Below are 13875 nucleotides of genomic sequence, written 5' to 3'. Positions count from 1 at the left end.
GCCCGTTCTTCCTGTTCGTTTCCCAGTCTTTGCGCGCCGTCCCGCACAGTATGTCGTGCAGATCATTACAAGCGTCAAAATGCGCGTAACCGCACCGAAAGACTCCATTTTGCAGACCAGCGGCAACGAATTCTGTCAAGCTGTTTCAAGTTGTTAGGGTTCTAGTTTTTGCACTGGGCAGCTTTATAATTGGGGCTTCATAAAATTGGCGTCTGAGTGTCCGCTCTCCGCGAGACGCCTCGGACGACCAGAGAATTGGACGCCACGCGTGGTGAACAGGTCGCAAGTTTTTCGCTGCCTGTCACTAACATCGACAAGGGAATTACATGATCCTGGTAACGGGCGGTGCCGGATTTATCGGCGCTAATTTCGTGCTCGACTGGCTGAATGCGTCGGACGAAACGGTGCTCAACGTAGACAAACTGACCTACGCCGGCAATCTGGGCACGCTGAAGTCGCTACAGGGCAATTCCAAACACATTTTCGCGCGCGTTGACATCTGCGATCGCGCCGCGCTCGATGCGCTATTGGCGGAACACAAGCCGCGCGCCGTGCTGCATTTCGCGGCCGAGAGCCATGTGGATCGCTCGATTCACGGTCCGGCCGATTTCGTGCAGACCAACGTGGTCGGAACCTTCACGTTGCTCGAAGCGACGCGCAGCTACTGGAACACGCTGGGTGAAGCGGAGCGCGCCGCGTTTCGCTTCCTGCACGTGTCGACCGACGAAGTGTTCGGCTCGCTGTCCGCAACCGATCTGCAGTTCTCCGAAGCGACGCCCTATGCGCCGAATAGCCCCTATTCGGCGACCAAGGCCGGTTCGGATCACCTCGTGCGCGCCTACCATCACACGTACGGCCTGCCGGTGCTGACCACCAACTGCTCGAACAACTACGGTCCCTACCAGTTCCCCGAAAAACTGATTCCGCTGATGATCGCCAACGCGCTCGGCGGCAAGCCGCTGCCGGTGTATGGCGACGGGCAGAACGTGCGCGACTGGCTGTACGTCGGCGACCACTGCAGCGCGATCCGCGAAGTGCTCGCGCGGGGCACCCCGGGCGAGACGTACAACGTCGGCGGCTGGAACGAGAAGAAGAATCTCGAGGTCGTGCACACGCTGTGCGACCTGCTCGACCAGCAACGTCCGAAGGCGGCGGGCTCCTATCGCGACCAGATCACCTATGTGACGGATCGTCCGGGCCACGACCGCCGTTACGCGATCGACGCCCGCAAGCTCGAGCGCGAACTCGGCTGGAAGCCGGCGGAAACGTTCGAGACGGGGCTCGCCAAAACGGTCCAGTGGTATCTCGACAACCAGCAATGGGTCGACGAAGTCGCTTCGGGCGAATACCGGAAGTGGGTAGAGACCAACTACGCGCAGCGCGCGTAAAGGCACGGCAATGGCGCGCAAAGGCATTATTCTCGCGGGCGGTTCGGGCACTCGCCTGTATCCGATCACGCACGTCGTCTCCAAGCAGCTGCTGCCGGTGTACGACAAGCCGATGATCTACTACCCGCTGTCCACGCTGATGGTGGCGGGTATTCGCGACGTGCTGATCATCTCCACGCCGCAGGACACGCCACGGTTCGAGGCGATGCTCGGCGACGGCAGCCAGTGGGGCATGAACATCCAGTACGCGGTGCAGCCGTCGCCGGATGGGCTCGCGCAGGCGTTCATCATCGGCCGCGAGTTCGTGAACAACGATCCGTCGGCGCTAATTCTCGGCGACAACATCTTCTACGGCCACGATCTCGCGAAGCAACTGGAGCGCGCCGACGCTCAGACCGAAGGCGCGACCGTGTTCGCATATCACGTGCAGGATCCGGAGCGTTACGGCGTCGTCGAATTCGACAGGCAGTTCCGCGCATTGTCGATCGAAGAGAAGCCAGCGAGGCCCCGTTCGAACTACGCGGTCACGGGCCTGTATTTCTACGACAAACAGGTCTGCGACATCGCCGCCGACATCAAGCCTTCGCAGCGCGGCGAGCTCGAAATTACCGACGTGAACTCGCGCTACCTCTCGAACGCGACGCTCAACGTCGAAATCCTGGGCCGCGGTTATGCGTGGCTCGACACCGGCACGCACGATTCGCTGATCGAAGCCGCGACCTTCATCGCCACGCTGCAAAAGCGCCAGGGTCTGGTGGTTGCGTGTCCGGAAGAGATCGCTTACCGGCGCCAATGGATCGATGGCGAGCAACTGCTCGCGCTCGCCAGGCCGCTCGCCAAAAATGGCTACGGCCAGTACCTGCAAAACATTCTGACGGATCGAGTCGCATGGCCATCCAGGTAACCGCAACCTCGCTGCCCGAAGTCAAGATCATCGAGCCGAAGGTGTTCGGCGATGCGCGCGGCTTTTTCTTCGAAAGCTTCAATGCGCTCGAATTCGCCGAGAAGGTCGAGCGAGGTGTCGAGTTCGTGCAGGACAATCATTCGCGCTCGGCTCGCGGCGTGCTGCGCGGTCTGCACTATCAGATCCAGCATGCGCAGGGTAAGCTCGTGCGCGTGGTCGAGGGCGAGGTGTTCGACGTCGCCGTCGATATCCGCAAGAGTTCGCCGAATTTCGGCACGTGGGTCGGCGTGACGCTGTCGGTCGAAAACCACCGGCAGCTGTGGGTGCCGCCCGGTTTCGCGCACGGCTTCGTCGCGCTGTCGGAGTCCGCGCAGTTCCTCTACAAGACCACGGATTACTGGTTTCCCGAGCACGAGCGCAGCATCGTATGGAACGATCCGTCGATCGGCATCGAATGGCCGATCGACTTCGAGCCGCTGCTCGCGGCCAAGGATGCGGCGGGCAAGCGTCTCGCCGACGCCGAAGTCTACGCATAGAGGAAACGCATGAGCGCACACGACGCGACACGGACGATTCTCGTCACCGGCGTAAATGGCCAGGTCGGCTATGAGCTCGCGCGCACGCTGCAAGGGCTCGGCAACGTGGTCGCGGTCGACCGCTCGCGGCTCGATCTGTCGAACCTCGATCAGATTCGCGCGGTGGTGCGCGACGTGCGTCCCGCGCTGATCGTCAATCCGGCCGCTTATACCGCGGTGGACAAAGCCGAAGAAGACCGCGATCTGGCGATGCGCATCAACGGCGAAGCACCGGGCGTGCTCGCCGAGGAAGCGAAAAAGCTCGGCGCCGCGCTGATCCACTATTCGACCGACTATGTGTTCAACGGCACGAAAGAAGGCGCATACGTTGAAGACGATCCGACCGATCCGCAGAACGTCTACGGCGCCAGCAAGCTCGCGGGCGAGCAGGCGATCGCGGCGAACGGCGTGAATCACCTGGTATTGCGCACGAGCTGGGTATACGGCACGCGCGGCAAGAACTTTCTGCTGACCATGTTGCGGCTCGGCGCCGATCGCCCCGAGCTGAAGGTGGTCGCCGACCAGGTCGGCGCGCCCACCTGGTGCAACACGATTGCGACGCTGACCGCGCATCTGTGCGCGCAGTCCTTTGCCGCCGACGACAGTGCGAAGTGGTGGAGCGAGCGTTCGGGCATCTATCACCTGTGCGCGGGCGACTCGACGTCGTGGCACGGCTTCGCGTCCGCGATTTTCGAACTCGCGGATTTGCCGAACAAGCCGAACACGCTGCCGATTCCCGCCTCGTATTACCCGACGCCGGCCAGGCGCCCAGCCAATTCCAGAATGTCCAACGACAAGCTGGCGCGCGTGTTCGGGCTGGCCGCGCCGCATTGGCGCGACGCGCTGAAGCTGTGTTTGACGGACGGTTTTCCGAAGTCACCGGCGGCGCGGGCCTGAAGTCGGGCTTCAACGGAGTTGTCGCACGTTTGTGCGGCGTGCTGCGCAGTGACGGATCCCACCGAATGCGTTGCGTCGAACGCACTGTATCGCGGTCTGCTCGCCGCTGATGCGGTCCTATTACTGCTGTTCACGTCGATGAAGACCCATCGTGCGAGTATCTGACAATGGTGAAAGAGCACAGCGGTAGAATATCGCTCGACGTGAGGGCGATGTCTAGGGCCCGCGGCACGGCGCGGCGCACCAATATTCGACGAATGCATGCAAGAAGCGTAAGCATGGCTGTACTACGCGCCGGTTTCATGGGGCGCATTGGGGATGCAGATCAGCACTTGCGTAGCTAGTAGATCATGCGCAAATTAACTGCAACCGAGTAATAAATACTGTACCGAGAGGAATCTGTGAGTTTGTTGCCGATCATTCTTTGCGGTGGAGCGGGATCGAGGCTCTGGCCCGTGTCCCGCGAATCGCACCCCAAGCCGTTCATCCGTCTCGCCGACGGCGAAAGCCTGTTGCAAAAAGCGTTTCTGCGCGCGATTGCTCTGCCCGATGTGACAGAAGTATTGACGGTTACCAATCGTGATCTGTTCTTCAAAACAGAAGACGATTTTCGCGAGGTCAATACGCACCGCATATCGACCTCGTTCATCCTCGAACCGTTTGGCCGCAACACCGCTGCAGCGGTCGCGACTGCGGCATTGCATACCGCGAAGGCGCACGGCGAGGGCACGGTGATGCTGGTGCTTGCCGCCGATCATCTGATCGCTGACCAGACCGCATTCGCGGCGGCTGTCGCGCGCGCACAGGGGCTTGCGGAGGCCGGCAAGGTCGTGACCTTCGGCATGCAGCCGGACACGCCGGAAACTGGGTACGGCTATATCGAAGCCGACGGCGAGAACGTCGTGCGTTTCGTCGAGAAGCCGTCGCTGGAGAATGCCCGCGAATATCTCGCTTCGGGGCGCTTCGTGTGGAACTCGGGCATGTTCTGCTTCACCGCGGGCACGATCCTGAAGCAAATGCGCGAGCACTGCCCGCACATCCTCGACGCCGCCGCCGAATGCATCGAGAAATCCCCGTCTGCCGCCGGCAAGACCGGCGCGCAGGTGCGCCTCGAGCCGGGCTGCTTCGGCGCGGTACCGGAACTGTCGTTCGACTACGCGGTGATGGAGAAGTGCCAGCAAGCGGCGGTAGTCTGTTGCGACCTCGGATGGACCGACGTTGGTTCTTGGACCGCACTGTCCGATCTGTCGCCGGCCGACGCGAGCGGCAATCGCGTCGAAGGCGAGGCGCTGCTCGTCGACGTAAAGAACTCGTATCTTCGCAGCAGCGGCCGCCTGATCGGCGCGGTCGGCGTTGACAACCTGATCGTGATCGACACGCCTGATGCGCTGCTCGTGTCGCATAGGGATCGTGCGCAGGACGTCAAGCAGATTTTCGCGGAGCTGAAGTCGCGTGGCCATGAGACGTACAAGGTGCATCGCACCGTGCATCGGCCGTGGGGCGCGTACTCGGTCCTCGAAGAGGGGGCGCGCTTTAAGATCAAGCGCATCGAGGTGAAGCCGGGCGCAAGTTTGAGCCTGCAGATGCATCATCACCGCAGCGAACATTGGGTCGTGGTGAGCGGCATGGCGAAGGTCGTCAACGGCGAGAAAGAGTTCTTCGTGTCGACTAACGAGTCGACCTATATTCCCGCGGGCCACAAACATCGCCTCGAAAACCCAGGCGTCGTAGAGCTTGTGATGATCGAAGTACAAAGCGGCGAATATCTGGGCGAAGACGACATCGTTCGCTTCGAAGACATTTACGGGCGAACTTGAGATGGATGTAAGTTTTACTAACGACTCTGAAGACCTGACCCGTCACAACGAGCGCGACGACCTGCTGGTCGGCATGAAAGCGGTGCGGGTCTGGGGCACGCTCGGCTGGCACGACATCCGGCAGCGTTATCGCCGCTCGGTGCTCGGGCCGTTCTGGTTCACGCTGAGCACGATCATCATGGTGGTCGTGCTCGGCGCGTTGTATTCGACGCTGCTCAACCAGGAAATCTCGGACTACCTGCCGTATCTAGCGGTGGGTCTCGTCGTGTGGGCGTATCTGGCGTCGGTTGCCAACGAGGGTTGCATGGCCTTTATCGGCTCGGCCTATCTGATCAAGCAGATCAGGCTGCCGCTCACCGTGCACGTGTGCCGCATCGCGTGGCGCAACTTCGTGATCCTGCTGCATAGCCTACCGGTCGTCGTCGTGCTGCTGCTCGTATTCGGTCACTGGCCGGGCTGGGAATTCGTGCTGGTGCCGTTCTCGCTCGTGATCCTGCTGTTGCACGGCGTATGGCTCGGCGTCACGCTCGGCGTGCTGTGCGCGCGCTTTCGCGACATTCCGCCGATCGTCACGAATCTGATCCAGGTCGTGTTCTTCTTCACGCCGGTCATGTGGTCGCCGGAAATCCTGAAGGACCGCGCGTGGGTCGCCGAATACAACCCGCTGTATCACTTGATCGAAACGGTGCGCGCGCCGCTCACCGGCCGCCCGACCCACTGGGAGTCGTGGGCGTGGTCGATTGGTCTGTTGATCGTCGGATTCGCGTTCGCGCAGATCCTGATGAAGCGTTTCCGTAATCGCGTTCCTTACTGGCTTTGATATTGTGAGTTCTTCATCGATTGTCGCTCGTAACATCTCCGTCGAATTTCCGATTTACGAGAACTCGCATCGCTCGCTGAAAAAGGCGGTGCTCAATCTGACGACGGGCGGCCGGATCGGCCAGGACGCGGGTCGCCATGCGGTCGTGCGAGCGATCGACGACCTGAGCTTCACGTTCGGCGAAGGCGAGCGCATCGGCCTGATCGGCCACAACGGCTCGGGCAAGACGACACTGCTGCGCACGCTGTCGGGCGTCTATGCGCCGGTGCGCGGCGAGTTGAAGGTGCAGGGCAAGATCGCCTCACTGCTCGACGTGTCGATGGGCCTCGACCCCGACGCGACCGGCTTCGAAAACATCTATCTGCGTGGCATTCTCGACGGGCTGAAGCCCGCGCGCATCCGCAGCAAGATCGACGAGATCGCGGATTTCAGCGAACTCGGCGACTACCTGAATCTGCCGGTGCGCACCTATTCGAGCGGGATGATGCTGCGCCTCGCGTTCGCGATCTCCACGAGCGTCGAAGCTGACATCCTGATCATGGACGAATGGCTGAGCGTCGGCGACGCCGAGTTCAGCGTGAAGGCGGCCGAGCGTCTGGAAGGCCTCGTCGGCAAGGCGGCGCTGCTGGTGGTGGCGTCGCACGATCCTTCGCTGGTCGCGCGCGTGTGCAACCGCAAGATCTCGATGGAGCACGGCAAGATGGTCGCAGACGAACCGGTGCTGCCGCCGCCGGAACCGATCGACGAGCCGCTCATCAGCCACACCGCGCAGTTGCCGCACTGAGCTGAGCGCACGGGCGCGAGGCCGGCGCGGCGCGTTGTGCACCTGCCGGATGCGCGCCGCAGCGCGACGTGCGGCCTGCGAATGCGCCGGCGGCAGCCAAATCCGACGGCTTCGTGGCTCGGCGGCTTACCGGCTCTTCGGCGCCAACCAGTCCCGTAGTTCAGCAACACCCTCGTGGCAGACGCCCGAGGCGTAACAAGGTTCGAATTTGATGCGAGCTAATCACCCATTTCTGCGCTACTCCGAATCCCTGCTGGTGCGTCAGCCGTTTCGCACACTGAAGGGTTTCGTGGGCGGCTATATCGCGTATCCGATTGCGGAGAACGCCGAAAAGCGCAACGTGCGCCCGAAAATCCGCGAGCTGCACGAGCACTATTCGCTGCCGATGCCGCATCGCCGCCGCATCGCGCTCGAACGGCTCGTCGCCACGCTCGAATTCGCCGGCGCGAAGGTGCCTTACTATCGCGACCTATTCCATGCGAAGCAGTTCGATCCCGCCAAGGTCAAGGACGACCCGCGCTACCTGGAAGAACTGCCGTATCTGACCAAGGACATCATCCGCGAGCAGGGGACGCGTCTGTTGTCGGGGCCGCTCGAGGCGGGCAAGCACCACACGTGCAAGACCGGCGGCTCGACCGGCCTGTCCACGACGATCTACTACGACCTGGAAGGCGCCGATTATTCCTCGGCGGTCACCAACTATTGCCGCGAGCGGATCGGCAAGCTGCGCCATCGTTCGGAGCTGCACTTCGCGTGCCGCTTCCCCGATCAGGCGGTGCCCGAGTGGCCATCGCGCGAAGACTTCAAATGCTTCGCGATGAATCGCAGCAACATCTTCTTCGACCGCATCGACGATCAAGGCCTCGAGGAAATGTGGCGCACGCTGAAGCGCCGCCGCCCGTATCTCGCGCATTCGCATCCATCGACGATGTACGCGCTCGCCTGCTACGTGCAACGCAAGTACGGCGGCGGCAAGGCGTTCCAGGTGTTCGAGTCGAGCGGCGAGCTGCTCGAGCCGCATGCGCGCGAGATGATCGCGAAGGCGTTGCGCTGCCGCGTGATCGACCGTTACGGCCTCGCCGAGCTCGGCGTGATGGCCTACGAGCTCGACGGTCATGAGGGCGGCTTCCAGATCCTCGAATCGGAAGGCTGGCCGGAAAGCCGCGTCGGGCTCGACAACCCCGATGGCGCGCACGAACTCGTGTTCACCGGTTTCCGCAACCGGCTGATGCCGCTGATCCGCTACACGACGGGCGACCTCGCCCGCGTGCAGGAGACCGAGAAAGGTTTCTTCGTGGCCGACGTGGTCGGCCGGATTCACGACGTCGTGCCGATCAACGGCGTCGCGCATCCCACGCACCACATCCAGGACATGCTCGATCACCGCGTCGGCGGCATCCAGGAATTCCAGATCGATCTGCGCACGACGCCGCCCACCTTGCGCATCGTGCTCGAACCGCACGCGAACGCGGAAGAGACGACCGCGAAGCTGCGCCACTTCTGGCAGGACGCGTTCACGATCGCTTACGTTGGTCACGACGATTTCGTGCGGGTGGGCAGCCGCGCCAAATTTCGCCACGTGGTGAGCGCATGATCGGCGTCGCATTTCCCGATGCGCGCGCCGACGCTGGCCAATATGTGCTGGCGGCGCTGCGGCGCTCGGTCAGTGGGACCCAGGCGCACGCGATCACGCGCAACATGCTGCACGAGATCGCGCCCGACGTCGTGGTCGCGGTCGACGCGCCCGACGCGTGGAGCGCCGACCTGATCGCCTACGTGAATGCGCGGCCGCGCAAGCTGATCGTATTCGGCCATATGCCGATCGCGCTCGCGGGCTATCTGCGCTATCGGCCAGCGGCCTTGTCAACCGAACTGGCACAAGCGAGCCGCAGTGCATCGGCGCCTTCGGGCGAGTCGCGCGAAAGCGCGGCGGCGGTGCACTACGGCGCGCTCGCGCGGACACTCTGCGGCGCCGCATGGCATCGCCCGTTCGAGCGCTTTGATTTCACCGACGAATGGAACAACCTCGGCTATGGCGCGATTCGCGCCGACGGTTCGATCTGGGCGCTCGCGGAAGCGCCTGAAGTCCCGGCCGAGGCAGAATTGGCCGCGGTCGTCGTGAACGGCGAGCCGCAGTTCGCGTATGCGGCGCTGTGGGATGCGGGCGCATCGGGCGTGCTGTGGTTCAACCGTCCGGTCGGCCCGTGCGATTCGTTCGAATGGCGCCTCGTCGAGCAGTTTCTGTCCGGCTACCGGTCCGATTCGCTGCCGTGTCAGCCGGTGCTGAGCGAACTGCCGTGGGGCTATGACGCGGCGATCACGTCGCGGCTCGATTGCGACGAGGACGTCGAATCGGCGCGCCCGTTGTGGCACGCGTATCGGCGTCTCGGCGTGCCGTTCACGCTCGCCGTGCATACGCAGAACCTGCAACGCGGCGGCCAGCACGACATCCTGCGCGAACTGCTCGCCGATCGGCAACAGGGCGCGGTGCTGTCGCACACGGCGACGCATTCGCCGAACTGGGGCGGCAGCTACGACACCGCGATCGCGGAAGGTGTGCAATCGGCCGAACTGCTCGAACGCGCGACCGGTGTGCCGGTGCGCTACGCGGTGTCGCCGTTTCACCAGTCGCCGCCGTACGCGATGCGCGGCCTGATCGACGCGGGCTACGCGGGCTGCATCGGCGGCATCATCCGCAACGATCCCGAGTTCCTGACCGCGCGCGGCGGCGCCCTGGCCGGCTTGCCCGCGGGCTTCGTCGGTCATAGCCAGCAGTGCATGCTGCACGGCGACTGCATGCTGAAGGCCGGCGATCCGCTTGCGATCTTCAAGCAGGCTTTCGACACCGCATACGCGACCAACACGCTGTTCGGCTATCTCGACCATCCGTTCTCCGAGCGTTACGCGTACGGCTGGTCCGACGAGGCGGCGCGCATCGACGCGCACGAGCAGTTCATCGCCTACATACGCGGCAAGGCGCGACGGCCTCTGTTCCTGCACGAGGAAGCCGCGCTCGATTTCCTGCGCTTTCGCTCGCTCGCGCAGATCGTCGAACAAGACGGTGTATTCAGCGTCGTCACGCCATGCGCCGACACGACGCCGCTCGCGCTCGGCGTCGAGTTCCGGGGCGCTCATACCAAGGTCGAGGCGGGGAAAGCACTGCGATGAAAGTCATGGTGGTGATGGGCACGCGCCCCGAGGTCATCAAGCTTGCACCGCTCGTGAGAGCGCTGCGCTGCGAGTTCGACACGATCGTCTGCGCGAGCGGGCAGCACAGGGACATGGCCGCGCAGGCGCTCGAATTCTTCGGCATCGAACCCGACATCACGCTCGAAACGATGCACCCGGGGCAATCGCTGAACGCGCTCGCGTCGCGCCTGATCGCCGCGCTCGATCGCGCGCTCGACGAAGTGCGTCCCGACTGGGTGATCGTGCAGGGCGACACGACGACCGCGTTTTGCGCGGGCTTCGCGGCGTTCCACCGTGGCATCCGCGTCGGCCACGTCGAGGCGGGGCTGCGCACCGGCGATCTCACGAGTCCGTTTCCCGAGGAAGCGAATCGCAGCCTGCTCGGCCGCATCGCGACGCTGCACTTCGCGCCGACCTCGCGCGCGCGCGACAGCCTGCTTGTCGAAGGTGTCGCGGCCGCGAAGATCGTCGTGACCGGCAACACGGTCGTCGATGCGATCGGCGAAGTGCGCGCGAGCTGGAGCGTCACGCCGCCGACGAGTCCGCTGCCCGCATGGCATGGCGCGCAGCAGCAGCACGTGCTCGTGACATGCCATCGGCGCGAGAATTTCGGCGACGTGCTGCAGGACATCTGCCGCGTGCTGCGCGATTTGTGTCAGCGCTATAGCGAATACCGCTGGGTGTTCCCCGTGCATCTGAACCCGGCCGTGCGCGAGCCCGTGCATCGCGAGCTCGATGGCATTCCGAATCTCGCGCTGATCGAGCCGGTCGACTATCCGACGAGCCTTTACCTGATCAGCGGCAGCGCCGTCGTGGTCAGCGATTCGGGCGGCATCCAGGAGGAAGCGCCGACCTTCGGCGTGCCGGTCGTCGTGATGCGCAATCACACCGAGCGCCGCGAAGGTGTCGATGCCGGCTTCGCGACACTCGCGGGCCAGAGCGCAGCTAGCATCGAAAGCGCGGTAATCGGCTGGCTCGACGATCCGGCGCGGCGCGCCGCGCTGCGCGATCGCGCGAATCCGTACGGCGACGGGCTGGCGTCGCGGCGCATCGTCGACAGCCTGCGCGGCCGACCGGTCGAGGTGTTCGTTGGCTGACGGCAAGAACCCCGTGCTTCCCCCGCAAGACTGCGTGCTGTTTTCGACCGCCGACTGGGACGAGCCGTACTGGACCAACAAGCAGCACACCGCTAGTATCCTCGCCGCGCGCGGCTGGCGGATCCTGTATGTGGAAAGCGTCGGCTTCCGTTCGCCGAAAGTGGCCAGCGGCCGCGACTGGTCGCGACTGTGGCGGCGCCTGTGGCGCGGCGTGCAGTCGCTCGTGCTCGGTCCGCCGCGCCGCGCCGACAACATCTGGGTGCTGTCGCCGCTGATGGTGCCGGCCGGGCATCATCTGCCGTTCGTGCGCTCGCTGAATCAGGCGATGCTGCGCTGTTCGGTGAACCGCTTCGCGAGGTCGCGTCGCTACGACAAGCCGGTCGTGTGGACCTACCACCCGTACATGCTCGATGCGATCGCGACGCTGCGGCGCGGGCCGTTGGTTTACCACTGTGTCGACGATATCGCGGCGATTCCCGGTGTCGACGTCGACGCGTTCCGCAATGCCCAGCAGGATCTGCTCGGCCGCTGCGAGGCGGTGTTTACGACCGCGCAGTCGCTGAAGGACGTATGTCTGCCGTTCAACCCGAATACGCATTTCTTCGGCAACGTCGTCGATGACGCGCACTTCGGCACGGCGCGCGAAGACGGCTCGCTGCCCGCCGAGCTCGCCGCGATCGACGAGCCGCGGCTCGTGTACCACGGCGTGCTGTCGGACTTCAAGGTCGACCTGCCGCTGCTGCTGCAGACCGCGCAGGCGCGCCCGGGGTGGCAATGGGTGATCATCGGCGAGGAGCGCGAAGGGCAGCGCAGCGACCTGCTCGCGCAGCTCAAGCGTCTGCCGAACGTGCATCTGCTCGGCTACCGGCCGTATCGCGCGCTGCCGCAGTATTTGCGCGGCATGCGGGTCGGGGTGCTGCCGACGCTGATCAACGAATACACGCACTCGATGTTTCCGATGAAGTTCTACGAATATCTGGCGGCCGGTTTGCCGGTTGTGTCGACGCCGCTCGATTTCGCGAAGGAACCGCGCGCGGGGCTCGAGGTGGGCGGCGATGCGGAAGCGTTCATCGCTGCGATCGACAAGCAGCTTGCACGCGGCAAGCTGAGCGCGGACGAAGCGCGCGCGGCGGTCGGCGAGAATACGTGGGAAGCGCGGCTGGACAAGATGCTGGCGATTACTTTCCGCTACCCGCAAGCGGGCGGCGGCAGCGCGCAGCCACACGGTGCGGAGGTGCGCACGTGAGGGTCGTTCATGTGTACCGCACCTACTTCCCGGACCCGCCCGGCGGCCTGCAGGAAGCGATCCGCCAGATTGCGCTGGCGACGCGCAAGCGCGGCGTCGAACCGCGCATCCTGACCCTGTCGCCGAGCCCGACGCCGACCGTGGTCGAGCGTCCCGAAGGGCAGGTGATCCGCGAGAAATCGTGGGCCGCGCCGGCATCGTGCGATCTCGGCGGGCCGTGCTCGGTGATCAGGTATCGCGAGATGGCCGACTGGGCCGACGTCGTGCATTTTCACTTCCCGTGGCCGTTCGCCGACGTCTTGCATCTGCTCGGACGCACCAAGAAGCCGACGGTGATGACGTACCACTCCGACATCGTGCGGCAGAAGCTGCTCGGCACTGTCTATGGGCCGCTGATGCGGCGCACGCTGCGCAGCATGTCCGCGGTGGTCGCGACGTCGCCGGCCTATGCGCGGACCAGCGAGACGCTCGCCGCGTGCGTGTCGAAGGAGCGGCTGAAGACGATTCCGCTGGGGATCATCGACTATCGCGACACGCCCCAGCCGGCCGATGCGCGGCGCAAGCTCGAGAGCCGGCTCGGTCTCGCGCCGGGCGAGACTTATTTCCTGGCGCTCGGCGTGTTGCGCTACTACAAGGGCCTGCATACGCTCGTCGAGGCCGCGCGTCACGTGCAGGCGAAGATCGTCATCGCGGGCTCGGGACCGGAGCGCGAGCGGCTCGCCGCGCTGGCGCGCGAGCATGGCGCGGGCAACGTCGTGTTCGCCGGGCAGGTTTCGCATGAGGAAAAGGTCGCCCTGCTCAAGGGCTGTCGCGCCATGGTGCTGCCGTCGCACTTGCGCTCCGAAGCGTTCGGGATGGTGCTGGTCGAAGCGGCGATGTTCGGCAAGCCGATGGTGTGCTGTGAGGTGGGGTCCGGAACATCGTTCGTGAACGAGGACGGGGTGACGGGTTTTGTCGTGCCGCCCGAGGCGCCGGAGCCGCTCGTCGCCGCGATCAACCGGCTTGCGCTCGACGAACCGCTCGCGCGCGCGATGGGGGCGGCGGCGCGGGAGCGGTATGAGCGGTTATTTTCGGGGCCAGCGTTGGGAAGCGCATATAAATCGCTGTATGAACAAGTATTGTCTTCCTGAAGCTTTATTTTTTCGCTTTCTTCTGTTG

General features: G+C 64.1%; 12 protein-coding genes. All 12 read left to right on the top strand.

Features of this window, described 5'->3' with window-relative positions; all coding sequences use genetic code 11:
- The first annotated feature begins 326 nt into the window (after positions 1-326).
- The 12 genes from rfbB to AB3X94_RS09110 all read left to right on the top strand — a co-directional run bounded on the left by rfbB (position 327) and on the right by AB3X94_RS09110 (position 13847).
- Positions 327-1388, top strand: coding sequence for a dTDP-glucose 4,6-dehydratase (gene rfbB / locus AB3X94_RS09165; protein ID WP_368611349.1), 1062 nt, complete (start codon positions 327-329; stop codon positions 1386-1388).
- Positions 1389-1398: 10 nt separating this feature from the next.
- Entirely contained in the window at positions 1399-2292 is an 894-nt protein-coding gene (gene rfbA / locus AB3X94_RS09160; RefSeq protein ID WP_368611348.1) for a glucose-1-phosphate thymidylyltransferase RfbA, read from the top strand.
- A complete protein-coding gene (rfbC, locus tag AB3X94_RS09155; protein WP_368611347.1) occupies positions 2277-2828 on the top strand; it encodes a dTDP-4-dehydrorhamnose 3,5-epimerase in 552 nt (183 codons plus the stop codon). The genes rfbA and rfbC overlap by 16 nt, the downstream gene beginning before the upstream one ends.
- A gap of 9 nt (positions 2829-2837) precedes the next feature.
- The gene (gene rfbD / locus AB3X94_RS09150) at positions 2838-3764 is read left to right on the top strand and encodes a dTDP-4-dehydrorhamnose reductase (RefSeq protein WP_368611346.1); all 927 of its coding nucleotides are present in this window, start codon (positions 2838-2840) and stop codon (positions 3762-3764) included.
- A 401-nt stretch (positions 3765-4165) separates the two neighbouring features.
- Positions 4166-5581 (top strand): mannose-1-phosphate guanylyltransferase/mannose-6-phosphate isomerase, encoded by a 1416-nt coding sequence (locus AB3X94_RS09145; RefSeq protein WP_368611345.1) that lies wholly within the window; start codon positions 4166-4168, stop codon positions 5579-5581.
- A 1-nt stretch (position 5582) separates the two neighbouring features.
- Positions 5583-6401: an ABC transporter permease gene (locus tag AB3X94_RS09140; RefSeq protein WP_368611344.1), complete on the top strand. Its 819-nt coding sequence runs from the start codon at positions 5583-5585 to the stop codon at positions 6399-6401.
- 4 nt (positions 6402-6405) lie between these two features.
- A complete protein-coding gene (locus AB3X94_RS09135; RefSeq protein ID WP_368611343.1) occupies positions 6406-7185 on the top strand; it encodes an ABC transporter ATP-binding protein in 780 nt (259 codons plus the stop codon).
- 211 nt (positions 7186-7396) lie between these two features.
- The gene (locus AB3X94_RS09130; RefSeq protein WP_368611342.1) at positions 7397-8779 is read left to right on the top strand and encodes a phenylacetate--CoA ligase family protein; all 1383 of its coding nucleotides are present in this window, start codon (positions 7397-7399) and stop codon (positions 8777-8779) included.
- A complete protein-coding gene (locus AB3X94_RS09125; RefSeq protein ID WP_368611341.1) occupies positions 8776-10353 on the top strand; it encodes a polysaccharide deacetylase in 1578 nt (525 codons plus the stop codon). Before AB3X94_RS09130 ends, AB3X94_RS09125 begins: the two co-directional genes overlap by 4 nt.
- A complete protein-coding gene (wecB, locus tag AB3X94_RS09120) occupies positions 10350-11471 on the top strand; it encodes a non-hydrolyzing UDP-N-acetylglucosamine 2-epimerase (protein WP_368611340.1) in 1122 nt (373 codons plus the stop codon). Before AB3X94_RS09125 ends, wecB begins: the two co-directional genes overlap by 4 nt.
- Positions 11464-12717, top strand: coding sequence for a glycosyltransferase (locus tag AB3X94_RS09115; RefSeq protein ID WP_368611339.1), 1254 nt, complete (start codon positions 11464-11466; stop codon positions 12715-12717). The genes wecB and AB3X94_RS09115 overlap by 8 nt, the downstream gene beginning before the upstream one ends.
- Positions 12714-13847, top strand: coding sequence for a glycosyltransferase (locus AB3X94_RS09110; RefSeq protein ID WP_368611338.1), 1134 nt, complete (start codon positions 12714-12716; stop codon positions 13845-13847). Before AB3X94_RS09115 ends, AB3X94_RS09110 begins: the two co-directional genes overlap by 4 nt.
- Positions 13848-13875: the final 28 nt, after the last annotated feature.

It is taken from the genome of Paraburkholderia sp. BR10923 (assembly GCF_040948765.1).
Taxonomy (GTDB): domain Bacteria; phylum Pseudomonadota; class Gammaproteobacteria; order Burkholderiales; family Burkholderiaceae; genus Paraburkholderia; species Paraburkholderia youngii.
Note: the sequence above shows the minus strand (reverse complement) of the source record. Positions and strands in the feature narration are given on the sequence as shown.